The sequence below is a fragment of the Ureibacillus terrenus genome (assembly GCF_006569205.1).
Classification (GTDB): Bacteria; Bacillota; Bacilli; order Bacillales_A; family Planococcaceae; genus Ureibacillus; species Ureibacillus terrenus.
Genome location: NZ_VIGD01000005.1, coordinates 52,894 through 77,959, shown reverse-complemented (window position 1 = coordinate 77,959; position 25,066 = coordinate 52,894). Strand labels below are relative to the sequence as shown.

The window sequence follows — 25,066 nt, the reverse complement described above, 5'->3', positions numbered from 1 at the left end:
GTTTGAAGGAGAGGGATTATGTTGAGATTCAAAAAATGGATTCGAACGACAGCTATCGCCGCATTGCTATTTACCAGCATGGCGACACCGGCAGCGGTCGCGGAGTCGCGTTCAATTTCCGACGAAAGCATATACGATGTGTTGGTCGACCGGTATTTTGACGCCAAGAGCGAAAATGATGGCGATAAAACCAATCCAAAAAATCCGGCGAAATTCGCCGGCGGGGATTTTCAAGGAATTATCGATAAATTATCCGATATCAAAGACATGGGATTTACCATCATTTCCCTGGGCTCCGTCTTTGCCACAGAAACGTATGATGGAAAATCTGTGACAAGCTACCGCAAAATTGAGCCGAATTTTGGGACAAAAGATGAGTTCAAGAAGTTGATTCGAACAGTAAAGAAAAATGATATGTCCGTCATGATCGACTTCCCGTTGAACGGCGTGAGCGAACATCATGAATGGGCGCAGGATCCGGAAAAATCTTCGTGGATCCAAAGCAAAAAGGACGGAAAGGTCCGCTGGGATTTAACGAATGAAGAAGTGCGGCAGGCGCTCATCGATGCGGCGGTTGACTTTGTTTCCGCCTATGATATTGACGGAGTCCGCCTGACAAATATTGATGGGGCAGACACAGCCTTCTTAAATGAAATGATTGAGTCCATCAAATCCGTGGACGAGGGGATTTATGTCATTTCTGACAGCGAAAGCGACGCAGACTTTGATGCGAAATTTTATGATGAAGTGAGCGACATTTTCCGTTACGCTTTCAAAAATGTCGATGAAAATACGGATGATCTAATGAAATATTTCGAATCCTATGCTAAGGGAGAAACGGACGTCCCTACGCAAATCATGATTGACAATCTCAATACGGACCGTTTCCTTTATACGGCTGAAATTTATCCTCCGACACGCCTGAAAATGGTGTTGGGCGCGGCATTGCTTCTTCCCGGGGTGCCGGTCATGCAGTACGGTACGGAAATCGCCATGAACGGCAAAGCCGGACCGGAAGCGCATCAGCTTTATAATTTTAAAACGGATTCCGAATTAAAGGATTATATCGCCGATATTCAAACGCTGCGGAATCAATCGGAAACCCTCCGCAAAGGCGAGTTCAATCTGATTCAAAACAAAGATGGGCTGATCGTCTTCCAACGCAAATCCGACAAAGAGAATTGGATCGTCATCATCAACAATACAAGCGAAAGGAAGAAAATAGAGATTCCGAAAGAGCTTGTGGGAGAAAATAAGGAAATCCGCGGCACATTGGAAGGTGAAATCTTCCGAGAAGGCGATGACGGCATCTTCCGGATCATCCAGAACCGGGAAGTAGTGGAAATCTATCAAGTCATTGATGAACAGGGCATCAACGTTTCCTATATCATCGCGTTGGCATTCGTTTATATCATTTTCATCGTCTTTGTCGTGGCGCTATTGAAACGGTCCAAACGCAGAAAGCCTGAAGCTTAATAATGGAAAAACAGCGAAATCAAACCATGGTTGATTTCGCTGTTTTTTTATGTGTGTCGGCAATTTGTTTTACTTTGGCGTTCAACGGTTTACCGAAAATCAAAAAATACTTCTCTCGCTGCCTCAAAGCTTCTTTTTGCAAAATCTTCCGGGTCCAATCCGACATTTTCCCAATGCAAGTACATTAATCTCGGCTCTTCGAACAGCCAATGGTTATGGAATGCCGTTACTTTAATTCCTCTTTTGCGCAATGCGTCAATCATTGGATTGACTTCTTTTTCAAGGAGTACAGTTTCTCCCAGGTTGAGCCCGTTTCGTTCAAAAGACAGCATAAACGGAAGGGCCAATGGGGAAAGTGTGCGGCGTCCCAAAATCGTTGCGCGGATATCCCTGAGGCGCATTACCACGCAGACAGGAGAAGATTGAATCACTTCCCCGCCGATTATATCCGCAAGTCTTTGGCATCTTGACAATTGAATCCCCCCTTTCTAGTTCTTCAACTCCAATTTATGAAGGGCGATGGGGTCCGGTTAGGCAGAAGAAATAGAGATTTTGATTTTATGAAAAAAGTTGAATGATAGAGTTGGTTTGAAGCGCTTTTCTGTTTCAGGCATTCAGCAAACAGAAAAGTAAGGGGAGGGAAGAAAGGGAAGATTAGTATTGGGGAAGGTTGCTATAGAATTTTGATTTATGGAAATCTATCTCCATTTTTGGGTGGTACCAAGTTTTTGCTATTAAATCTTTGCATCGTTGCAATAAAGATGATTTATAAGGATTTCGGGAATTATGGTGCGAATATAATGAAGTTAATGTTTTTTCTTTCCGATACATACACTTCATTAAAAGCGGATTGCAGGAAAGGGGAAGGATTTCTGGAGAAGGACGCATTATTGACTGTTCGCGGTTTGCACGTAGGTTTCCGGATCAACGACCGGTTTTATGATGCGGTGGACGGGGTTTCCTTCACGTTAAAGCATAATGAAATTCTCGCCATCGTCGGGGAATCGGGCTGCGGGAAAAGCAGCCTTGCGACATCCATCATCGGGCTGCATCACGACCGCAACGTGCGGGTGACGGGGGAAATCCTTTTCGGGGAACGCAATCTTCTGGAATTGGACGATGAGGAAATGAATAAGATCCGCGGGGCGGAAATCGCGATGATTTTCCAGGATCCTTTGTCCGCATTGAATCCCTTGATGCGCATCGGGGATCAAATCGAAGAAGCTTTGGCCTATCATACGGATTACACCCGGGAGGAACGGGAAGAACAGGTGATGCGGTTGTTGAAGCAGGTCGGCATCCCGAAACCGGAGCAGACGGCCAGGCAATTTCCCCATCAATTATCGGGCGGAATGCGGCAGCGGGTGATGATTGCCATGGCGATCTCCTGCAAGCCGAAAATCATCATAGCCGACGAACCGACGACGGCTTTGGATGTGACCATCCAGGCGCAAATCCTCGATTTATTGAAGGAATTGCAGGAAGAAACCGGCGCGGGCATCATACTGATCACCCACGATTTGGGGGTTGTCGCGGAAATGGCCGACCGGGTGATGGTGATGTATGCGGGAGAAATCATCGAAGAAGCTCCCGTCCAAAAATTGTTTATGCACCCAAAACACCCTTATACCCGTTTGTTGTTCCACTCGATGCCGCAACTGCACTCCAAAGATGAACGCCTCCATGTCATCGAAGGAACCGTTCCATCGCTGGCAAACCTTCCAAGAACCGGCTGCAGATTTTCCCATCGCATTCCCTGGATACCGAAAGAAGCCCATGAAAAGCATCCGTCCTTCCATGAAATTTCAAAGGACCATTATGTTCAATGCATCTGCTGGAAGCATTTTTATTTCCGGAAAGGGGCGTCAAACAACGCCGCAAGAAGATAAAAGGAGGAAGCGGTTTGAGCTTCATGCAAGTCATTGATTTAAAAGTGCATTACCCGATCCGGGGCGGTTTTTTCAATACCATTGTCGATTGGGTCTATGCGGTGGATGGAATCGATATGGAATTTGAGCAAGGAAAAACCTATGGACTTGTAGGGGAGTCCGGATGCGGCAAATCGACAACGGGGAAGGCGATCATCGGCCTTGAGAAAATCACCTCCGGGAAAATTCTTTTTGAAGGGGAGGATGTGACGAGGGAAAGGAGATCCCGGACCTCCCGTTTCCATCGGGAAGTGCAAATGATCTTCCAGGATTCCCATTCCAGCTTAAATCCGAGAAAACGGATTGCCGATATCCTGGCGGAGCCGATCCGCAATTTTTTGCATTTAACCCCCCGGGAAGAAAGCAGAAAAATTGGGGAATTGCTTGAGATTGTCGGCTTGCCGCAAGATGCGAAAGAAAAGTATCCCCATGAATTTTCGGGCGGGCAAAAGCAGCGCATCAACATCGCAAGGGCCCTCGCCACCCATCCGAAAATGATCATTGCCGACGAACCGGTTTCGGCCCTCGATTTATCGGTGCAGGCCCAGGTGCTGAATTTCATGAAAGATGTGCAGAGGGAATTTGGATTGACGTATTTATTTATTTCCCACGATTTAGGGGTTGTGAAGCATATGTGCGATACCATTTTCATCATGTATAAAGGAAGGTTCGTCGAGCGGGGGACGAAGGAGGACATTTACGGAAATTCGAAGCATCTTTATACGAAGCGGCTGCTTTCTTCGATTCCGGCGACGACGCCGGTCGGAAGGGAAAAGCGGAAAAGGGCCCGGAAAGAGTTCGAAAAGGTGTATGAAAAAATGATTCATAAAGCTTTTGATCAAAATGGACGAGTGTATGATTTGATTCCCGTTTCGGATACCCATTATGTTTCGGCTCCAAGCGCGAGGGAGCTTTTGGAAATCGGAAAAGAATCCGAAATGGGCGGCAGCCGCTGATGAGCGGAAGAGGTATGAGAATTCTTTCGCAAAGGAGGTCGGGGAATGTGGAAAACGATTGTAAGGCGGCTGCTTCTGATGATTCCGCAGCTAATCGCCTTGAGCATCCTCGTTTTTGTGATGGCCAAGATGATGCCGGGAGATCCGTTCACGGGAATGATTACGCCGGATACGGATCCCGCGAGAATTGAAGAACTGAAAGAAGAATTGGGATTGAACGATCCGCTGCCGGTGCAATATGTCCGCTGGGTGAAAAATGCGCTCCAGGGGGACTTTGGCAAAAGCTACACCTTTCAGCGGGATGTGGCTTCCCTGATCGGCGAGCGGGCGATGAACACCTTCTGGCTGTCCTTTGTCAGCGTGATATTGCTTTATTTGATTGCCATTCCCTTGGGGATTTTGGCGGGAAGGTATCAGCAATCGAGGCTGGATAAATTCATCGTGTTTTACAGTTTCATTACCTACGCGATTCCGACGTTTGTGCTTTCCTTGTTGTTTTTATATATTTTCGGCTACAAATTGCAATGGTTTCCGACGGGCGGCAGCGTCGATGTGGAAGCGGAACCGTGGACGCTCCGGTACATATGGAGCAGGTTTTACCATATTCTCCTGCCGGCAATCACCTATGCCATTCTTGGGACGACCGGCGTCATCCAGTATTTGCGCTCGGAAATTATTGACGCGAAAACAATGGATTATGTAAGGACCGCAAGAAGCAAAGGCGTGCCGATGCGGAAAATTTATACGAAGCATATTTTCAGGAACTCCTTTATTCCGATTGCGGCTTTTTTGGGATTCACCATTACCGGCCTTTTGGGGGGATCGATTTTTATTGAGACGATTTTTGGATACCCGGGGATGGGGCAATTGTTTGTCTATTCCATTGCCGCGAGGGATTACAGCGTCATTTGCGCCCTGGTGATGTTGTACGGATTTTTGACGCTTCTGGGAAGTTTGTTGTCCGATATCATTTTGAGCATTGTCGATCCCCGCATCCGCATTGAATAGAGAGGAGGGAATGGTGGCACAATGAGCTATAAGAAGAAAAAACGGTATGGAAGTAAAGGCCGTCCCCGCGGGCTGAAAGTGTTGTTCCGGGAGTTCAAAAAGGACAAAATCGCCATGATGTCGCTTTATTTATTAGTTTTTTTCATTTTGTTCGTTTTTATTGCTTCACTTTTCATCGATCAGGAAACGCTGATGCGCATCAATCTGTACGACCGGTATAGTCCGCCGGGGGAAAAATATTTGCTTGGCGCGGACCAGGGCGGCAAAGATATTTTTGGCCAGCTGATCATCGGTGCCCGAAACTCCGTTTTCATTGCCCTTGCGATAACGCTCATTACCGGTTTGATCGGGATCGTGGTGGGGCTCATTTGCGGATACTTCGGGGGCTGGGTCGATTATATCATCATGCGGATCATCGATTTTTTTGTGACGATTCCGTCCTTATTATTCATCATCGTGTTTGTGACCTTGGTGCCCAAGTATTCGGTGGCGACGTTCATTCTCATCATGAGCATGTTTTTATGGACGGGAACGGCGCGGCTCGTCCGGTCAAAGGCGCTGTCCGAAAGCAAAAGGGATTATGTGAGCGCATCGAAGACCCTCGGGACGGGCGATTTTACGATCATGCGGAGAGAGGTGGCGCCGAATCTGAGCTCCCTGCTGATTGTCGAGCTGACGTTGAATTTTGCCGGCAACGTCGGCATCGAGACGGGATTGTCGTATTTGGGCTTCGGATTGCCGCCGACAACGCCTTCGCTGGGAACGCTGGTCAGCTACGCCAATAATCCGGCCGTGCTGCAGGAATATTGGTGGGTGTGGCTTCCCGCCTCTTTGCTGATTTTGTTCATGATGCTGGCCATCAATTATATCGGCCAGGCATTGAGAAGATCCCTCGATGTGAAGCAGCGGCTGGGTTGATTCGCGGATTCTTGAAACTGAAAACGGCAGGCATTTGGAAATGGAAGTTGTGGACGCAATAAAGGACACGGAAAATCAAGTTGCAACAAGGGAGGACATCATGAAACGAATCATTTTACTCGGAATCGCGCTTTTCATGTTTATCGGAATCGGCAGTTCCGCCGTTTATTCCCAAAACGTAACGCTGCCGGCTTCCGTCACGAACGAAGGAAAACCGATCAAAGGCGGCATATTGAAGGTGGGGATTGTCAAAGACGAGCCGTTCCAGGGGGTGTTTTTGGCGGAGCTTTATGAAAACCGCTATGACGCGGCGATCATGAGCTATGCATCCAATGCCATTTTCGAGATGGACGGCAATTTTCAAATCACCGATGAAGGCATCGCATCCCTGGATGTCAATCAGAAAGAAAACAAAGTGACCATCACGATCCGGGAAGGGGTCAGATGGTCGGACGGAGAACCGCTGAAAATTGAAGATTTGATTTTGCCTTATGAAATCATCGCCCATCCGGATTATACGGGCGTCCGCTACGATACGGAATTCAAAAACATCATCGGCGTCGAAGAATATCACGAAGGAAAGGCGGATAAGATTTCAGGAATCCGGAAAATCGACGGCCGGACGCTGGAAATCCGATTCAAAAAATTGTCGCCGGCGATTTTTTCCGGCGGCGACGGACTGTGGACGTACGCGGCGCCGAGCCATCAGCTAAAAGGGATTCCTGTCAAGAATTTGATTGAGAGCGATGCGGTGCGGAAGAATCCTGTGACATTGGGCCCTTTCAAATTCCATAAAATTGTACCGGGCGAATCGGTGCAGTTTGTGAAAAACCCTTATTATTGGAAAGGTGAGCCGAAGCTGGACGGAGTGTATGTGGAGGTGGTTCCATCCAGTTCCGTGTCCGTGGCGATCGGCTCGGGAAAATATGACATCGTGACGGGATTTGCCGCGACGAAATGGCCGGAAATACAAAAGTATGACAATATCGATATATTGGGACGGCCGGAATTGTACTACTCTTATTTGGGCTTTAAGCTCGGAAAATGGGATCCGGAAAAGCGGGAAGTGGTGACGGATCTAAATGCGACGCCCGTAGGGAATCAGGCGTTGAGGCAGGCGATGGGCTATGCCCTGGATGTGGAAGCCGTGTGCGAGGTGCTCTTTTTCAATTTCCGGCAGCGCGCCAATTCATTGATTCCTCCAGCCTTTAAAGGCTATCATGATGCATCCTTGAAAGGCTATACGTACAATCCCGAAAAGGCGAAGCGGATTTTGGACAGGGCAGGGTATATCGATATCGATGGTGACGGCTTCCGGGAAGATCCGGAGGGCAATAAGTTGGAAATCAAGTTTGCCACTATGGCGGGCGATCCGATTCAGGACGAAATTGCCGCCTATTATTTGCAAAACTGGCGGGATGTGGGGTTAAACGTCACTTTGACGACAGGAAGGCCGATCGAAGTGAACGCCTTCTATGATAAAGTGGAGGCGGACGATCCGGAAATCCATGTGTTCATGGCCGCCTGGGGAACGGGCACGAATCCTTCCCCGTCCGGATTGTACGGAAAATCCGACGCCTTCAATTTCAGCCGCTATACGTCCGAATTTTTGGAGGAAACGATCCGGAAAATCGATTCTCCGGAAGCGTTCGATCCTTCCTACCGCGCGGAACAGTTCCGCATTTGGCAGCAATATATGGCCGAAAAAGCCCCGGTCATTCCGCTGCAGTTCAGCTACGAAATCGTGCCGGTCAACAAGCGGGTGAAATACTACAGCATCGATTACGGTAACCCGGTTGAATTGCACGAAATCGAGCTCCTGGCGAAAGAGTCGATCAAGAGCAAATAAGGTCGGATTTGGATTGGGATTGGATTTGTTCAACGGCAAATAAATCCGGAGTGTGAATATGAGCAAACAAAGAGGGGCGATAAGATCACAAAGGCTTTCGATACAAAATGCGCCAAAAAAACAGGCTGTCTGAAACCCGATTTAACCGCGTTTCAGACAGCCCTTAATTATTTTTTTACAAATTTAAGAATGATGAAAAGAAAAACATTCTTTACACTTCTATTATCACTACATCGATAACAGTCTCGAAGGCAATTTCGCGCTTGGAAAAATTACAAAATATGATATTTTTGCGGAATCTGGAAATAAAGCCAAAAAGCACCTTCTATTGGATGAAGGTGCTTTTCTATATTCAATCGGTATACTCCTTATCTGTAAAGAAGATCGCCAATGTGCCCGGACCGGAATGGGAGCCGATTACCGAGCCGATCATTGTGACATCGAACCCTTTCGGATGAAGTTTTTCTTCAATCAGTTTTTTTACATCTTCCACCGTCTGCCAGTCGTCGCCGTGGGAAATGCCGACAATTTTATTGGAAAAATCCCCGCCGCGCTCGGCCATCAATTCCACCATACGGGCAAGGGCCTTCTTTCTTCCCCGCACCTTTTCGATCGGGATGAGCTTTCCGTCTTCCACGTGCAAAATCGGCTTGATGCTTAAAAGTCCGCCGATAAAGGCGCTTGATTTCGAAATCCGGCCGCCTCTCGCCAAATATTCAAGATTTTCCACGGTAAAAATATGCTGCATATGTTTCGCGTAATTCTCCACTTTTTCCGCCAGTTCCCCAAAAGGCACGCCGGCATCTCTCCATTCCACCGCTTTTTTCACCACAAGCCCTTGTCCGAGGGAGGCGCATTTTGTATCGATGATCGTTAATTTGAAGTCCGGATATTTTTCCCTCAACTGTTCCGCAATCATGACAGCAGTATTGTAAGTTCCGGACAGCTGGGAGGAGAAACTGATATAGATGGCTTCTTCGCCGTTTTTTGCATATTGTTCAAAGGTGCTATAAAATTCGTCCGGGGATACTTGGGAGGTTTTTGGAGCAGCGCCTTTTCTCATTTCATCATATACCGTTTTCGGATCGATGCCGATAACATCCGGATATTCTTGTCCATTCAGATGGACTCTCAGCGGAAAAAAAACCACATTGTGCTGTTCGTAATATTCTTTTGGCAAATCGCTTGCGCTGTCTGTAAAGAGAATCATATTGTGCCCCTTTCTGTCTTTTGAAAAATTATAACACCCTTCCAAAAAACAGGTAAGAAGGGTGTTTCGTCGAAAGATGAAATGTCATGCCAATTTTAATCGATCCATCAAAAAGTCGGCAATGCCATCCTCATTGTTCGTACCCGTCACTTCGTCGGCGATGCTTTTCAATTTGCTGATGCCGTTGCCCATCGCAACGCCAATGCCGGCATAATCAATCATTTCCAAATCGTTGTCTTCATCCCCGAAGGCGATGATCCGTTCTCTTGGAATTCCCAAATATTTTGCGACAAGGGAAACCCCGACCGCTTTATTCAACCCTTTCCGCACCACTTCCACAATATTGAATGGCGCCCCCCACCGGCGATGTTCGATCAGCTCGGCGTGCACTTCCTGCAAATGTTTGCGGACCAGCGGCACGTTTTGTTCATCGGCATGAATCAATAAGCTCGTCGGATTTTCGCTTAAATTGCCCCGCAAATTGCCGATGGTGACTTTTGGATTTCCCATTCTGAAAATATCCATCATCGATTTGTCTTCCACGTGGATATACACATCGTCGATGACTTCGGCGATCAAATTTTCATATTGATATTTATCGACCGAGTCAATGACATCATGCACCACTTTCATATCGATCGGGGAATGGATGGCCTGCCAGGACGGATTTCTCGGATGATGTATATAAGCTCCGTTGAAATTGACAATCGGAGTGGTTAGTCCCAATTCCTGATAATAAATGTTGCTTGCCCGGAACGGTCTTCCTGTGGCAATCATGATTTGATGCCCCGCTTCTTTGGCTTTCATCAACGTTTGTTTTGTTTTGGGCGAAATTGTATGTTGATCTGTCAACAAGGTACCATCTAAGTCTAACACAATTAAATGTTGTTTCATAGAAAGTCCCCTTTCTGTCTATACGATTTTATCGTGATGGGATCATTTCGTCAAAATTTTGTCACCGTTTATAATTTCTGGTAATATAAAGGTGGTCCTGAAGGAGTGAAGGTAATGATAGTAAATGATGAAATGTGGCAAGATATTCCCGTGATCCATTTTTATTCGGATGAAATGAATGAACGTTCACCCGTTCTTATATTTTTGCATGGATTTCAAAGTGCGAAAGAGCACAATTTGCATTATGCTTACCGATTGGTGAAAAAAGGGGTCCGCGTCGTTTTGCCGGACGCATTGCTGCATGGAGACAGAGCGGGCGATTCACCGGAAGAAAAAATGAATTTGCAGTTCTGGAACATCGTCGTGAATTCGATACATGAGGTGGACCTATTATACAGGGAAATACAAAACCGCTTTGAGCCGAAGAAAACGGGCATTGCGGGCACGAGCATGGGCGGAATTACCGCGTGCGGCTGTTTGAAAAAATATGATTGGATTGATGCGGCAGGCATTTGCATGGGCGCGCCGGGATATAATGCTTTGGCCGATTATCAATTGAAGGAATTTGCAAAAGCGGGCATCCAACTTCCTTTTACCGATGAGCAAATCGAACAGATGCATAACGTTCTTTCTGAATATGATATAACAAAAGCGCCGGAACGATTAAACAATCGCCCTGTAATTTTCTGGCACGGCAAAAAAGATTCAACCGTTCCGATCGGGAATGCGCTGCATTTTTACGAAACGGTCCGTCCATACTATAAAGCGCCGGAACGCTTGCAATTTATCATCGATGAAAAACAGGGCCATAAAGTGAATCGCCCTGGGATGCTGGCTGTAACGGATTTCCTTGGGAAACATTTGACCGAAGACTAATTTTTTGTATTTTTGCTTCTGTTCGTGTAGTATGTTGATTGAGAACAGTTTTCATTTCGGATGAAAGGAGCGATCAGTATGGCAATGGATGCGGATTTGAAGGAAAGTATTCTTGGCGCTTTGGAAAATGTCATTGACCCTGAGTTGGGCATCGATATCGTCAACTTGGGTTTAGTATATGATGTGGACATGGACGATGAAGGGGTCTGCAAAATTACTATGACGTTGACTTCTTTGGGATGCCCTCTTGGTCCGGTCATTGTGGATCAAATCAAAACGGTTTTAAGCGAACTGCCTGAAGTGAAAGATGTGGACGTCAATATTGTGTGGAATCCGCCATGGAACAAGGACATGATGTCACGATACGCAAAAATGGCATTGGGAATCCGATAAGGCAAAGGTTATACTCTATATGTATTTCCATATATAATTTGGATAAACTAACGGACATAAGAAAAAGGCATTTCCGACACCTCACTGAAAACAGCGGATTGGGAACTTGCGGTTTTCAATCCGCTGTTTTTTTGTTTTGTTATTGATTAGTTCAGGTTGTCCGGATGGAGCTCCTACTTTGCGGATAAGGAACTGGAATTTTCCTTATTCTTGCGGATAGAATGTCACTTTTTGCAGAAGAATGTTCGGTCTGAAACAAATTTGCCAATTTTATTTCTCATTTTTTTTACAGACACTTTCATCTTTTTTCACAAACGCTTTGTAAAGTAGTAAGCGAAGAACTTATTCTAGTAATATTTTGGAAGGGGTAAAAAGAATGAAGAAATGGTTGACGCTCATATTGGTACTAGCATTGTTCGCATTGGCAGCATGCGGCCAGGACGGAGCATCCGACAAGGACAAAAATGCAAGCGATGACACAAAACAAACAGAAGTCAGCAAAGAGGATCAAAAAACTAAAGAAGAAACCGCGAAAACAGACGCTTCCAAACCGGATCCACGCCTGCAAGAACCTACTGCGGATACAAAATGCGAAATGTGCAATATGAAAGTTTATGAAGTGACTGATGATTTAGGAAAATTCAGCGGACAAGCAATCAAAGAAGACGGCTCAATCGCTTTCTATGACGATATCGGCTGCTTGTTGAATGCGGAATTGGCGCACAACGAGAAAAACCAAAAATACGTGCGCGACTTCAATACATTGGAATGGGTGCTTGTCGATGATGCGACAATCGTCAAAACAGATTTGAAATCTCCGATGAACTGGGGCTACGTATTCTTTAAAAACAAAGAAGACGCAGATAAATTCATCGCTGACAACCCTAGCTACAAAATCACTGCACTTGATGTCGTAAAACAAGAAGCAAAAGAAAGACGCGAAGCAAAATTGAAAAAACAAGCCGAACAGCAACAACAAAATGGCAACATGCATGACAACATGCAAAATATGTCACACAATGGACATAACCATTAATGGTAAAATCGACTCGAGGGGATTCCCTCTAGTCGAATACTTTTTTGAAAGAAGTTGATTGGCATGCGTTCTATCATCCTTCATATCGCTTTCTTCGCCGCGCTGATCGGTTTTGTCCATGAAGCGGAAGCAGGAACCGATTTCCAGCAGCTCATCGACCAGGCGGAAGAAGGCGACGTGATCCATCTTTCAAAAGGTACATATGAAGGGAATTTCATCATCCCGAAAGGAATTACGTTGATCGGGGACGGAAACGCCGTTTTCAAGCCCAAAAATCCAAAGGAACCGGTCATTACCGTGAACGGAGCAAATCACGTGACCATTCAGGGAATAAAGGTGCAGACGCCCGGCACGGGAATGGTCATCAAAGATTCAAACGATATCAAATTGTCCAACCTCATAATGAACGGTGTTTTCAGCGGAATTGATGTTTACCGCACAAATGGGATTGCCGTCGAAAAAACCACGATTGCCGGAAATGGTGAAAACCTTGGTAAAAAAGGAAACGGCATCTCTTTCTATGACAGTTCGGGCATTACCGCAAAAAACAATGACATAGCCCATGTGCAGGACGGCATTTACCTCGAAAACGCAAAAGACATTTCGGTGTTGAAAAACAAGGTGGAAAACGGCCGGTATGGAACCCATTTTATGTACAGCGAAGATGCGGAAGTCCGGGACAATGTTTACAAGAAAAACGTAACAGGGCTTATGATTATGATGACGGAAAATGTAAGCCTTTCCAGAAACGACATTTCCTATCAGGACGGATTCAATGGGACGGGCATCACTTTATATGAAGTGAAGAATATCGACATCCAAAACCATACCATTTCGGGAAACCGGGTGGCCATTTCCGTACAAAAATCCGATGACACGAACATTTCAAACAATATTCTTCAAATGAACCAGACTGCTGTTGAAGCCATCCGTTCCGGCGGCAGCCAAGTGAAGAAAAATTATTTTGTCGGAAACTTGGTGAATGTTCGGTCGGATATGAACGGCATTCAATTAAAGGAAAATTATTATGACGATTATGCGGGAATCGACATCGATGATGACGGAATCGGGGATGAACCATACGTGGCTCTGCAAAGCTTCGGCCAGTGGATGGTAAGAAAACCCGTGTACCAGTATTATGTGGAAGCGCCAAGTGTTGTATTATTGAATCAGATTGATCAGCAAACAAATAAAACTTCCAAACAATTGTTAGTCGATGAAAATCCGGTTACCAAATTCGAAACGGACCGGGGGATTCAATGGAAGCTCTATTGGCCACAATTTATTTTAGGATTCATCTTGACAATCGCATGCATCGTGATATGGAGAAGGAGTGTCCTTACATGAAATGGAAAACGTTAATTTTACTTTTCCTCTTTAGCGTTTTGCTCATCGGATGTTCCGAGAAAACGTATGAACCAAGGGAAATCAATGCGGAAACGGACATTTGCAAAGTATGCAATATGGGAATCACCCATGAAGATTATGCGGCGCAGCTTGTATTCAAAAACGGGGATTATGAAGTGTTCGATGATTTGGGCTGTTTGATCGAGTTTATGAAGGATGTCGATGAATCGGAAGTGGGCGCGGCCTTTATCAAAAGCGCCGACGGGAATGAATGGCTTCCTGTGGAAGAGGCCACATATGTGTATTCGAAAGATTATTGGACGCCAATGAACTACGGAGTCCTGGCCTTCAGCTCAAAAGATGCTGCGGAACAATATATGAAAGAAAATAGCGAAGGCGAACGGCTGACATACGAACAACTATATGATTTCAAATGGGGTATCCATCACTGATGCTCGGCAAATTGATCGTTCTGGAATGGAAACAAATGCTCCGCAGCAGATGGCTGCAGCTCGTGGCCGTACTATTCATTTTCGTTTTTGTCTCCATTGTCATGATTCAGCAATTGGCGCTGCCCGATATTGAAGGGTTTACAAGACAGACGGCTTCTTTCTTGAACTTGCTGTTGTTTTTGCTCCCTTTGTTTACGCTTACCATTGGAGGAATGAGCGTGGCGGGCGATGTGGAGTCCGGCTGGTTTTCATTGTTGAAAACCTATCCGATGAAAATTTTCCAATATGTATCAGGAAAGTTTGTGGCGCTGGTCGGTTCATTTATTTTCATCGTTCTGTTGGCCCTTGGCGTGGTCTTTTTGTTGGGCGGACTATTCGGAGGCGTGAAAGTGCCTTATGAATTTCTGGTCATCGCGCTGTGTCTGATTTTCATATTTTCGGCGATCGCGATTCTTTTGGGAACTTTGGCGAAAAACCGGCTTCATGCCCTTGCGATTTCCCTTGTGGTGTGGGCATTACTGCTGCTGCTCCTTTCTTATCTGGTGATGGCCATCGGCACGGTCGTTCCTGGCCATGTGCTTCAAAAGCTCACCATCGCCATACTGCATATTAATCCGGTTGATTGGCTGCGTTTCGGGTATTTTTTGATTTCCGGCCAGACCGCGGTGCTTGGACCAACCTATTATGATTTAATCGGATTTTATGGATCTGTGGCCGGAAAAGCCGTTTTCATCGTGGTCACAATACTTTGGATTGTCGTTCCGTTGTTTTTGGCAACCATCAAATTAAAGAAATTTGGTGTTGAAAAATGATTGTGGAAGCAAGGAATTTAAAAAAAATCTATAAAAACAACAGAGGTCTCCATGAAGCGGATTTCGCCATCCGGAGAGGACGCATCGTTGCGCTTGCGGGAGGCAACGGCGCTGGGAAAAGCACGCTGATCCGCCTTTTGACCAACCAGGAAAAGCCGACGGGCGGCGAGCTCATTTGGCATAATCGGGGGATTGTGCGCTATATGCCGGATGATGTGGATTTTCCCGGAATGTTGACGGCGGAAGAAGTATTGGGCCTTTTGGCATCTTTAAAGAAGGTCGGAAAAGCGGAACAAGATGAAATCTTGAAGCGGGTCGGACTGTATGAAGTGAAAAAACAGAAAGTGTCCTCTTTTTCGAAAGGAATGCGCCAACGGCTGAATTTGGCCCAAAGCCTCATCGGCGGGGATGGATTGATTATCATGGACGAGCCGACAAACGGTCTGGATCCGTATTGGATCGCCCGGCTGAAGGAAATGATGGCGGAAGAACGCAGCCGGGGGGCGACGGTCCTGTTTTCGACCCATATGTTGGCTTTTGCGGAACAGCTGGCGGATGATGTCATCATTTTGCATGAAGGAAGAATTTTGGCCGCCGGTGAAGTGGAACGATTATTACAGGACCACCAATGCCGGCATCTCGAAGACCTTTGGCTGCAAAAAATCGGATTATAAAAATGAAAAAAGCGAATTGGAAAAACGGCCGTTTTCCAATTCGCTATTTTTAGTCGATGCGGCAAATGTTGATCGGGCAGCCTTCGCAGCATATCTCATTTTTCAAATGATCCAGATCGTGGATGATGATGGTGCTCTTTTCAAAGGAAACAACCCCCTGTTTTTTCAAATCATTGAGCATGCGATTGACCGTTTCCCTACTTGTCGAACAAAGATTGGCGAGATCGGTGTTGGTCAAATTGATGTCGATATAAATATCCCCATTCTCATCCAATTTTCCGTACGTATTTGTTAGCCGGATCAGCGTTGAATAGAGGGCGCCTTTTTTGCCGTGCATCACCAGATCCCTTAAAATGCTCTGGGTTTTCAGATGTTCGTTTTGCAGCCATTTAATATATTCGATCATTAAAGTCGGCTGTTCCGTCAGCAACATTTCGAGCGCATCTTTTTTTATCATTAAAAGCTCGGTATATGTCAGAGCTTTTGCGGACATTGTATGAATGGCAGGAGGTCCGAAAACGGCGCATTCCCCGATGAGGGAGTCGGGGCCGCAAATTCTCAGCGTCAATTCTTTTCCGTTTTCCGTTTCTTTGCTTACTTGCACCGTCCCTTTCAGGATGAGATAAAATTCATCCGCATTTTCGCCTTCCCGGAAAATTTGATTTCCTTTATCAATCTTCATTAAAAGGCCATGCTCTTCGAATAATGACTGGAAATCCATAGGAACCTTATCCATTAAAACCATGTATTTATCACATCCTTGTAACTGATGTAAGGGTTCCTTCAAAACAAACGGTAAAACCTATAATTATAATACCACATTTGCATGAGGGATATTTTGAATAATTTAGGAGAGATTTTTTGCATTTCCATGTTTATAAAATTATAATCAAGATTAGTCAAGAATGGTCAAACGTTATGAAGAGGTGGTTATATGCAATTGCAGCAGGAAGATCTCCGCAATCCTTTGGAAAAATTCGGGCGGAATTTGAACGAAGAAGTCAAAAAAGGAAAAATCGATCCGGTCATCGGACGGGACGAAGAAATACGGAATGTTATTCGTATTTTATCCAGAAAGACGAAAAACAATCCTGTGCTCATCGGGGAACCAGGCGTCGGAAAAACGGCGATTGTGGAAGGGCTTGCGCAGCGGATTGTCCGGAAAGATGTGCCGGAAGCATTGAAAGATTGCGTCATATGGGAACTGGATATGAGTTCGTTGATTGCCGGAGCCAGTTTCCGGGGGCAATTTGAGGAGCGTTTAAAAAGCGTTTTAAAGTCCATCCGGGAATCCGAAGGAAAAATCATTTTATTCATCGATGAAATCCATACAATCGTCGGTGCCGGAAGGGCGGAAGGTTCCATGGATGCCGGCAACATTTTGAAACCGATGCTTGCCCGCGGCGAACTTCATTGCATCGGAGCGACGACATTGGATGAGTATCGGAAATATATCGAAAAGGATCCGGCTTTAGAACGCCGTTTCCAGCAAGTGATGGTCAGGGAGCCTTCCGTGGAAGATACGATTTCGATTTTGCGGGGGCTGAAAGAACGTTTTGAACTCCATCATGGGGTGCGAATCCATGACCGGGCCATTATTGCAGCCGCCCAGCTTTCCAACCGTTATATTACGGACCGCTTTTTGCCGGATAAGGCCATCGATTTGATTGATGAGGCCTGCGCGATGATCCGGACGGAAATCGATTCCATGCCGCAGGAGCTGGATGATGTGACGCGCCGGGTGATGCAGCTGGAAATTGAAGAACAGGCGCTGATGAAAGAGACGGATGAAGCGAGCAAAAAACGGCTGGAAGCGTTAAGGGAAGAATTGAAAGCATTAAAAGAAGAACAGCAAGAATTGAAAAAGAAATGGGAATTTGAAAAACAAGGTTTGGAACAATTGCAAAAGAAACGGGAATTGTTGGACGAATACCGCCGCCAGCTGGAAGATGCACAGGCCCGGATGGATTTGAACAAAATGGCGGAACTCCAATATGGAAAAATTCCTGACATCGAAAAGGAAATCAAACAATTGGAGGAATCGCTGGCCAAGGGTTCCGAAAACCGGCTATTGCGCGAAGAAGTGACGGCCGACGAAATTGCGACCATCGTTTCCCGCTGGACCGGAATTCCGGTGGCGAAATTGATGGAAGGCGAGCGCGAGAAATTGCTGCGCCTGAAAGAAACCTTGCATGAACGGGTGGTCGGACAGGATGAGGCGGTCAAACTCGTGACGGAAGCGGTATGGCGCGCCCGTTCCGGAATCAAAGATCCGAACCGTCCGATCGGCTCCTTCATTTTCCTTGGCCCGACAGGCGTAGGGAAAACCGAACTTGCCAAAGCATTGGCAGCCCAATTGTTCGATTCGGAAGATCATTTTATCCGGATTGATATGAGCGAATATATGGAAAAACATAGCGTATCTCGGCTTGTCGGCGCACCTCCGGGATATGTCGGCTACGAAGAAGGAGGCCAGTTGACGGAAGCGGTGCGCAGAAATCCATATTCCGTCATTTTGCTGGACGAAATTGAAAAAGCCCATCCGGATGTGGCGAACATTTTGCTGCAAATCCTTGATGACGGACGGATTACGGACAGCCAGGGACGCCTCGTCAATTTTGCCAATACCATCGTCATCATGACATCCAATATCGGTTCCCAATATTTGCTGGACGCGGGTGCCGAATTGAACGAAGAAGTGGAAAAAGTGGTGATGGGCGAACTCCGCAAGCATTTTAAGCCGGAATTGTTGAACCGCATTGATGACATCATTCTGTTCCATGCCCTCTCGGACGAACATTTCGAAGCGATTGCCCGGAAATATATCAAAGAATTGCAGGAGCGGGTGGCAGAAAACGATATTACATTGATTGTCGATGATGAAGTGGTCAAATGGGTGGTGGAAAACGGCGTAGATCCGCAATTCGGGGCAAGACCTTTGAAGCGTTTCGTACAGCGTCATGTGGAAACGGCCGTGGCGAAAGAATTGCTGAAAGGGGAAATTTTGCCGGGAGAAACGATGAGGGTTTCCTTGCAGGATGGACAATTGGCCGTTTTGAAAGAAAAGAAATGAAAATTCCAGGGATGTTCAAATTCAATGAAAAAACCGAATGGGAAATCGAAACCCATTCGGTTTTTTCATTACCGATTATTATTTTTGGTCAGATTTAAGTTCTTTTGGAGATTCGCTAGGGATGATTGCAGCTACGATCCAAACAAGAATAAGGAAGATGACAGCAATAAATGCAGTTGTCGTAAAGTCGAATGGCACGCCCAAAATGGAACCAACCACGTAGCTTAACATTGAAATCAACAAGATTCCCAAAATGAACGAGATAATATATTGCATTTCGTTTTCACCTCTATTGCCCATAAATTACTCAATATATGCATGGTTCATCTTAATAATGATAACACAGTCTGTCAAAAATAAACAATAAACTTTTTGGTATAATTCAATTTTATTATTGTGAAAATTTGCATGATGGTCTATAATTATGACCAACTACTAATCGTAAGTATTAATAATGGGGGTTAAATGACCATGAACGCTGGAATACTCGGTTTAGGAAAATATATTCCTGAAAAAGTTGTGACGAATTTTGATTTGGAAAAAATTCTGGATACAAACGATGAATGGATCCGCACCCGGACGGGCATTGAAGAAAGAAGGATCGCCCGGGAAGATGAAGATACCTCGGATATGGCTTATAAAGCGGCGAAAAAGGCACTAGAAAATGCCGGAATCAGCCCTGAGCAGATCGGTTTGATATTGGTTGCGACGGTTACGCCGGATCGCGCCTTCCCAAGTGTCGCATGCCAAATACAGGAAAAATTGGGGGCCGTGAATGCGGCTGCCATGGATTTATCCGCCGCATGTTCCGGATTTATTTATGCCCTGGCGACGGCAAAATTATTTGTAGAAAGCAACAATTATGACTATGTATTAGTGGTAGGTGCAGAAAAATTATCCAAAATTACGGATTGGAAGGACCGTAATACGGCCGTGCTGTTCGGAGACGGAGCAAGCGCCGCCGTGGTCGGCAAAGTGTCGGAAGGAAGAGGCATTTTGGCTTTTGAATTAGGGGCGGACGGTTCAGGAGGAAAATATTTGCATATGAATGATGAAAATTTCATTTACATGAACGGTCGTGAAGTATTTAAATTTGCTGTACGCCAAATGGGGGCCACTGCATTATCGGTCATTGAAAAGGCGGGGCTGTCGAAGGAAGATGTGGATTTCCTCGTGCCGCACCAGGCGAATATCCGCATCATGGAAGCGGCGAGAGAGAGATTGGAATTGTCCGAAGATAAATTGTCCAAACGCATTCATAAGTATGGCAATACTTCATCTTCCTCCATCGGAATCGCGTTAAAAGATGAACTGGATGAAGGAAAAATCAAAGATGACGATATTGTTGTTTTAGTCGGATTCGGCGGAGGGCTCACATGGGGCGGCGCTGTCATCCGTTGGGGAAAATAAATGATATAGATTTTCCCCATCGAGTTATAGTAATTTATAATTATAGTGATTTGTAAGGGGGTTCAAGAGAGACATGAAAAGGAGAGTAGTTGTAACCGGCGTTGGTGCCGTTACTCCGCTTGGAAATACAGTGGAAGAAACATGGTCTGCAATCAAAGAAGGCAAATCCGGCATTGGGCCGTTGACAAGAGTGGATGCGGATTTATTCCCGGCGAAAGTGGCTGCGGAAGTTAAAGATTTTGATATTGAACAATTTATTGAGCGAAAAGAAGCAAGAAGAATGGACCGTTTCACCCATTTTGCCGTCGCTTCCGCCTTGATGGCCGTGAAAGATGCGAATTTGGAGATTACGGATGAAATTGCCGATCGGGTCGGCGTATGGATCGGCTCCGGCATCGGCGGAATGGAAACATACGAGGAGCAATTTGAGACGTTTCAAAAGCGTGGTCCTCGCCGCGTAAGTCCATTTTTTGTTCCGATGATGATTCCGGATATGGCGAGCGGACAAGTTTCCATCTATTTGGGCGCCAAAGGTCCAAATGCATGTACAGTGACTGCATGCGCATCAGGAACGAATTCGATTGGAGACGCGTTTAAGGTCATTCAGCGCGGCGACGCAGATGTGATGATTACGGGAGGAACAGAAGCCCCAATCGTTAAAATGGCGCTTGCCGGTTTCTGTTCAGCCACTGCTCTTTCATTGAATCCTGACCCAAATACGGCATCCCGCCCGTTTGATAAAGACCGCGACGGATTTGTCATGGGCGAAGGGGCAGGAGTGCTGGTACTCGAGGAATATGAATTTGCCAAAGCGCGCGGTGCAAAAATTTATGCGGAAATCATCGGCTATGGTGCAACGGGCGATGCTTACCATATTACGGCTCCGGCTCCAAATGGGGAAGGCGCCGCCCGTGCGATCAAGCATGCCATTGATGATGCCGGCATTGACCCGACAGATATCGATTATATTAATGCCCATGGAACAAGCACGCCATACAATGACTTATATGAAACAATGGCGGTCAAAACAGTATTTGGCGACCATGCCTATAAACTTGCGATGAGTTCCACAAAATCCATGACAGGCCATTTGCTTGGCGCTGCCGGCGGTGTGGAAGCGATTTTCACGGTTTTGGCATTGAAGGAGGGCATCCTGCCTCCGACAATCAACTTGCACAATCCGGATCCTGAATGCGATCTTGACTATGTACCAAATGAAGCGCGCAAAGCGGACATCCGTTATGCGATGAGCAACTCGCTAGGTTTCGGAGGACATAATGCAAGCCTCGTTTTCAAAAAGATCGAGGAATAATAAAATAAAAATGCGTTTAGCCCGGTGCTAAACGCATTTTTATTTTCATTGATGAATAAAAAGGGAAAAGAAGGGATGGTGGCATGATTTTCAGGTTTATGCTGTTTCTCTTTAGCTACGGCATTTGCGTCATTTCCGTCAGCAATCTTCTTCTGTACCTGAACTTCCGGACGCTCGGATATTCCTGGCGCGCCGTTATTTCCTATATTTTAAGCGCTCCTGAACTATATTTGGCTTCGGCTTCTTTGGTCATTATTTTTGTCTTGATATTCGGCCTATTCCCATCGCGATCTCCATTTTCTTAACCGTTTCGTTGGCAATCGCATTTGCCTTTTCGGCACCTTCATCCAAAATTTTATCCAATTCTTCGGAGTCGACGATTTCGCGGAAACGTTCCTGGATTGGCGTCAAATGCTCGATCAAAGCCGTCGCAACTCCTTCTTTAAAGGCGCCGTAGCCGAGACCCTGATATTTTTTCACCACTTCATCGATGGATTTGTTGGTGATGGCCGCTTCGATGGTCAAAAGGTTGGAAATGCCCGGTTTTCTTTCTTCGTCGAAGGCAATCACGTTTTCCGAATCCGTCACGGCCGATTTGATTTTTTTCATGATTTCTTTTGGCGTATCCAATAAACGGATGGTCGCTTTTGTATTCGCATCGGACTTGCTCATTTTTTTCGTCGGTTCCTGCAATGATTTGATGCGTGCCCCCGCTTTCGGAAGCCGGATTTCCGGAATTTTGAACACTTCGCCGAAGCGTTTGTTGAAGCGTTCCGCCAAGTCGCGGGTCAATTCAAGATGTTGTTTTTGGTCCTCTCCGACAGGGACGATATCTGTATTATAAAGCAAGATATCTGCCGCCATTAATGGAGGATATGTCAAAAGACCGACTGAAACGAATTCTTTTCCGACTTTCGCCGATTTATCTTTAAATTGCGTCATTCGTTCCAGTTCCCCAATGGATGTGATGCATTGCAGCATCCAGCCGGCTTTCGTGTGGGCAGGAACTTCCGATTGGATAAATAACGTCGCTTTTTTCGGATCGATGCCCGTTGCAAGATAAGTGGCAGCAAGAGTGCGAATGTTTTGCCGCAATTCTTGGGGATCTTGCGGAACGGTGATGGCATGTTGGTCCACGATGCAGTAAATGGCGTTTCCTTCATCTTGCAGCGCAGGGAATTGCATGAATGCTCCGATATAGTTTCCTAATGTAATGACTCCTGTTGGTTGAACCCCTGAGAAAATGGTTTTCATCAACATTACCTCCTATTTTGTTCCATAAAAAAACATCAAACGGCCAATACAGTTGTATTGGGACGAATGATGTGTATCCGCGGTACCACCCAGTTTGCCTAAAGAGGCCACTTGGTTCTTCGTAACGTGAAGTGGACGTGCTTTACTACTCTTCTTTCGTAAAGCTAGCTCGGAAGCCCATTCCATTTGCCGCTGCGATCTGTTCGCACCAGCCACAGACTCTCTTGGCGCAGAAGGCAAATGTACTCTCCTTCGTCATCGCTGTTTCATTATGCATTTTCATCGATAAATTATGAGTGAATTATAAAGTAATTTATAGGAAAAATCAAACATGAAAATTTATTCATCCTGGAATGAGAATAAACAGAATTGGGTAATACTGTAGTAGAAACATAAAAGATGCATTTTGTCAATAAATTAAGAATATTCTCGATTATTGTAAGTTAATTGAGAAATGAAAAGCATGGACATCAGGGAGGCATCGGCGCAATTTCACTATTGCAGAAAAAGGATTTTTGTCTTCAACAAAGCAAAATCAACGAATTTTTTAAGAAATTTACCATAAAATATATAATTTTTTAAATTAACTATATTCAAATCGGGAAGAATAGTGTATAATTGATACAGAATTTAAAATAATACTAATTCTAAATTGATAAATGCTTACTCAGAAGTAAATGCTTTTGATGAATATAGAACAATCAATAATAGAAGGGAAGTGGAACAATGATTGTAACATTATATACTTCACCGAGCTGCACATCATGCAGAAAAGCGAAAGCATGGCTTGAAGAGCATGATATCCCATATAGAGAACGGAACATCTTTTCGGAACCTCTTACAATCAGTGAAATCAAAGAAATTTTGCGAATGACCGAGGACGGAACGGATGAGATTATTTCCACTCGTTCAAAGGTTTTTCAAAAGTTGAACATCGATGTGGAAAGCCTGCCTTTGCAAAAATTGTATGAATTGATCCAGGAACATCCAGGACTTTTGCGCCGCCCGATCATTTTGGATGAAAAACGCCTCCAAGTCGGTTTTAATGAGGACGAAATCCGACGTTTCTTGCCTCGGAAAGTCCGTGCTTACCAATTGATGGAAGCGCAAAAAATGGTCAATTAATCATAAAATTTTGCAGAAAAAAGTGTAAATCAGTCAACTCTGTTTGACTTGATTACGCTTTTTTTATTTGCGAAAAAATCCTGACGAAAATTCATCATTTTTCACTTAATACTTGATTTAATTTAGGTTGTCATCTACAATGTTCAATAATTCAAATAATTTTAATTCGAGGGTGTTTTTCCTTTTCATTTTCTCTTCCTTCATCATACAATAGAATCATAGAATGAGACATATAAATATAGAAAGCGTTTTGTTCTGTTTGCCAAAGGAAAGGATTAGGGGAAAGGCACTGTCGAATTGGGGTGTAATTTCCCCCCGATTCAAACATACTAAATACACGCTTTCGGGTTTTCAACCAATGACTGTGAAGGGAGTTGAAGTCTCATGGACATCGAACGCGTAAATGAAAATACAATCAAGCTCTTTATCACATACCGTGATATTGAGGACCGCGGATACACCCGTGAAGAAATTTGGTACAACAGAGCAAAAGGCGAAGAATTGTTTTGGGATATGATTGGTGAAATCAATACGGAAGAATATTTCGACTTGGATGGCCCAATCTGGATCCATGTGAATGCTTCCGAACAAGGCTTGGAAGTCATCGTTACACGGGCAAACGTCAATGACGGGGATCCGGGCGCATTGTTCTCCAGCTTTGAAGAACATGAAGCGGCAATCGGCCAAAAAGAACCGTTCAATCCCTTCGAAGATGATGATGTGCTAAATTATGAAGGAATAAAGAATATGTCCATATATAAATTCAAGGATATCGATGAGATCGTTCCAGTGGCGAACCGTTTAGTGGATTACGGCTTAAACAGCTCTTTATATAAATATGAAAATGATTACTATGTTGCCATCGATTTCACCGGCATCAATGACAGTGCTACACGCCAAAATATACGTTCCATTTTGGATGAATATTTAACAAGTTCCAAAATGACGATTTACCGGCTAAAAGAATATGGTACGGCAATTATGGAAGAAGATTGCTTCGAAACAATTGTCCACTACTTTGATTAATATGTGCCTATATTTGGGCACTTTTGTTTTTTTGCCT

Annotated in this window: 24 protein-coding genes and 1 other annotated feature; of the genes, 18 read left to right on the top strand and 6 right to left on the bottom strand. The window is 45.2% G+C overall.

What is annotated here, in order from left to right; genetic code table 11:
• The first annotated feature begins 18 nt into the window (after positions 1 to 18).
• Entirely contained in the window at positions 19 to 1,476 is a 1,458-nt protein-coding gene (locus FKZ59_RS05235) for an alpha-amylase family glycosyl hydrolase (RefSeq protein ID WP_181733185.1), read from the top strand.
• Positions 1,477 to 1,565: 89 nt separating this feature from the next.
• On the opposite strand, the gene FKZ59_RS05230 is transcribed toward FKZ59_RS05235, so the two are convergent.
• Positions 1,566 to 1,949: a DUF1259 domain-containing protein gene (locus tag FKZ59_RS05230; RefSeq protein ID WP_141601697.1), complete on the bottom strand. Its 384-nt coding sequence runs from the start codon at positions 1,947 to 1,949 to the stop codon at positions 1,566 to 1,568.
• A 399-nt stretch (positions 1,950 to 2,348) separates the two neighbouring features.
• Here FKZ59_RS05230 and FKZ59_RS05225 point away from each other — a divergent pair, with 399 nt between their 5' ends.
• The 5 genes from FKZ59_RS05225 (at position 2,349) to FKZ59_RS05205 (ending at position 8,135) form a co-directional block, all read left to right on the top strand.
• Complete coding sequence (locus FKZ59_RS05225) at positions 2,349 to 3,365, top strand: ABC transporter ATP-binding protein (RefSeq protein WP_181733196.1); 1,017 nt, start codon at positions 2,349 to 2,351, stop codon at positions 3,363 to 3,365.
• A 14-nt stretch (positions 3,366 to 3,379) separates the two neighbouring features.
• Positions 3,380 to 4,360 carry an ATP-binding cassette domain-containing protein gene (locus tag FKZ59_RS05220; RefSeq protein ID WP_141601696.1) on the top strand — a complete coding sequence of 327 codons (981 nt, stop codon included), beginning with the start codon at positions 3,380 to 3,382 and terminating at the stop codon, positions 4,358 to 4,360.
• Between the two features lie 45 nt (positions 4,361 to 4,405).
• Positions 4,406 to 5,368 (top strand): oligopeptide ABC transporter permease, encoded by a 963-nt coding sequence (gene opp4B / locus FKZ59_RS05215; RefSeq protein WP_141601695.1) that lies wholly within the window; start codon positions 4,406 to 4,408, stop codon positions 5,366 to 5,368.
• Between the two features lie 21 nt (positions 5,369 to 5,389).
• On the top strand, positions 5,390 to 6,286 hold the full coding sequence (locus FKZ59_RS05210) for an ABC transporter permease (protein ID WP_141601694.1): 897 nt from the start codon (positions 5,390 to 5,392) through the stop codon (positions 6,284 to 6,286).
• A gap of 100 nt (positions 6,287 to 6,386) precedes the next feature.
• Entirely contained in the window at positions 6,387 to 8,135 is a 1,749-nt protein-coding gene (locus FKZ59_RS05205) for an oligopeptide ABC transporter substrate-binding protein (protein ID WP_141601693.1), read from the top strand.
• 352 nt (positions 8,136 to 8,487) lie between these two features.
• On the opposite strand, the gene FKZ59_RS05200 is transcribed toward FKZ59_RS05205, so the two are convergent.
• A complete protein-coding gene (locus tag FKZ59_RS05200) occupies positions 8,488 to 9,345 on the bottom strand; it encodes a DegV family protein (protein WP_141601692.1) in 858 nt (285 codons plus the stop codon).
• An 84-nt stretch (positions 9,346 to 9,429) separates the two neighbouring features.
• Positions 9,430 to 10,239, bottom strand: coding sequence for a Cof-type HAD-IIB family hydrolase (locus tag FKZ59_RS05195; RefSeq protein WP_141601691.1), 810 nt, complete (start codon positions 10,237 to 10,239; stop codon positions 9,430 to 9,432).
• A gap of 114 nt (positions 10,240 to 10,353) precedes the next feature.
• Between FKZ59_RS05195 and FKZ59_RS05190 the strand changes: the two genes are divergently transcribed.
• From FKZ59_RS05190 to FKZ59_RS05160, 7 genes are all read left to right on the top strand, one after another.
• On the top strand, positions 10,354 to 11,115 hold the full coding sequence (locus FKZ59_RS05190; protein WP_141601690.1) for a serine aminopeptidase domain-containing protein: 762 nt from the start codon (positions 10,354 to 10,356) through the stop codon (positions 11,113 to 11,115).
• An 84-nt stretch (positions 11,116 to 11,199) separates the two neighbouring features.
• On the top strand, positions 11,200 to 11,508 hold the full coding sequence (locus FKZ59_RS05185; RefSeq protein ID WP_141601787.1) for a metal-sulfur cluster assembly factor: 309 nt from the start codon (positions 11,200 to 11,202) through the stop codon (positions 11,506 to 11,508).
• Positions 11,509 to 11,884: 376 nt separating this feature from the next.
• Positions 11,885 to 12,544, top strand: coding sequence for a nitrous oxide reductase accessory protein NosL (locus FKZ59_RS05180; protein WP_141601689.1), 660 nt, complete (start codon positions 11,885 to 11,887; stop codon positions 12,542 to 12,544).
• Positions 12,545 to 12,607: 63 nt separating this feature from the next.
• Entirely contained in the window at positions 12,608 to 13,891 is a 1,284-nt protein-coding gene (locus tag FKZ59_RS05175) for a right-handed parallel beta-helix repeat-containing protein (protein ID WP_141601688.1), read from the top strand.
• Positions 13,888 to 14,343 (top strand): nitrous oxide reductase accessory protein NosL, encoded by a 456-nt coding sequence (locus tag FKZ59_RS05170; RefSeq protein ID WP_141601687.1) that lies wholly within the window; start codon positions 13,888 to 13,890, stop codon positions 14,341 to 14,343. The genes FKZ59_RS05175 and FKZ59_RS05170 overlap by 4 nt, the downstream gene beginning before the upstream one ends.
• Positions 14,343 to 15,155, top strand: a complete 813-nt coding sequence (locus FKZ59_RS05165; RefSeq protein ID WP_141601686.1) for an ABC transporter permease — start codon at positions 14,343 to 14,345, stop codon at positions 15,153 to 15,155. Before FKZ59_RS05170 ends, FKZ59_RS05165 begins: the two co-directional genes overlap by 1 nt.
• The gene (locus FKZ59_RS05160; RefSeq protein WP_141601685.1) at positions 15,152 to 15,829 is read left to right on the top strand and encodes an ABC transporter ATP-binding protein; all 678 of its coding nucleotides are present in this window, start codon (positions 15,152 to 15,154) and stop codon (positions 15,827 to 15,829) included. The genes FKZ59_RS05165 and FKZ59_RS05160 overlap by 4 nt, the downstream gene beginning before the upstream one ends.
• A 49-nt stretch (positions 15,830 to 15,878) precedes the next feature.
• On the opposite strand, the gene FKZ59_RS05155 is transcribed toward FKZ59_RS05160, so the two are convergent.
• A complete protein-coding gene (locus tag FKZ59_RS05155) occupies positions 15,879 to 16,574 on the bottom strand; it encodes a Crp/Fnr family transcriptional regulator (protein WP_408057444.1) in 696 nt (231 codons plus the stop codon).
• Between the two features lie 189 nt (positions 16,575 to 16,763).
• Here FKZ59_RS05155 and FKZ59_RS05150 point away from each other — a divergent pair, with 189 nt between their 5' ends.
• Entirely contained in the window at positions 16,764 to 18,902 is a 2,139-nt protein-coding gene (locus FKZ59_RS05150; protein ID WP_141601684.1) for an ATP-dependent Clp protease ATP-binding subunit, read from the top strand.
• 78 nt (positions 18,903 to 18,980) lie between these two features.
• Here FKZ59_RS05150 and FKZ59_RS05145 read toward each other — a convergent pair whose 3' ends face one another.
• Entirely contained in the window at positions 18,981 to 19,178 is a 198-nt protein-coding gene (locus FKZ59_RS05145) for a DUF2929 family protein (protein WP_141601683.1), read from the bottom strand.
• Positions 19,179 to 19,373: 195 nt separating this feature from the next.
• Between FKZ59_RS05145 and FKZ59_RS05140 the strand changes: the two genes are divergently transcribed.
• Both FKZ59_RS05140 and fabF read left to right on the top strand, forming a co-directional pair.
• Positions 19,374 to 20,312 carry a beta-ketoacyl-ACP synthase III gene (locus FKZ59_RS05140; protein WP_141601682.1) on the top strand — a complete coding sequence of 313 codons (939 nt, stop codon included), beginning with the start codon at positions 19,374 to 19,376 and terminating at the stop codon, positions 20,310 to 20,312.
• Positions 20,313 to 20,385: 73 nt separating this feature from the next.
• Entirely contained in the window at positions 20,386 to 21,624 is a 1,239-nt protein-coding gene (fabF, locus tag FKZ59_RS05135) for a beta-ketoacyl-ACP synthase II (protein WP_141601681.1), read from the top strand.
• 252 nt (positions 21,625 to 21,876) lie between these two features.
• Here fabF and trpS read toward each other — a convergent pair whose 3' ends face one another.
• On the bottom strand, positions 21,877 to 22,878 hold the full coding sequence (gene trpS, locus FKZ59_RS05130; RefSeq protein WP_141601680.1) for a tryptophan--tRNA ligase: 1,002 nt from the start codon (positions 22,876 to 22,878) through the stop codon (positions 21,877 to 21,879).
• Positions 22,879 to 22,933: 55 nt separating this feature from the next.
• Positions 22,934 to 23,146 (bottom strand) — a binding site (T-box leader).
• 461 nt (positions 23,147 to 23,607) lie between these two features.
• Here trpS and spxA point away from each other — a divergent pair.
• Positions 23,608 to 24,003: a transcriptional regulator SpxA gene (gene spxA / locus FKZ59_RS05125; RefSeq protein ID WP_181733193.1), complete on the top strand. Its 396-nt coding sequence runs from the start codon at positions 23,608 to 23,610 to the stop codon at positions 24,001 to 24,003.
• 384 nt (positions 24,004 to 24,387) lie between these two features.
• Positions 24,388 to 25,029 carry an adaptor protein MecA gene (mecA, locus tag FKZ59_RS05120; RefSeq protein ID WP_141601678.1) on the top strand — a complete coding sequence of 214 codons (642 nt, stop codon included), beginning with the start codon at positions 24,388 to 24,390 and terminating at the stop codon, positions 25,027 to 25,029.
• The last annotated feature ends 37 nt before the right edge of the window (positions 25,030 to 25,066 follow it).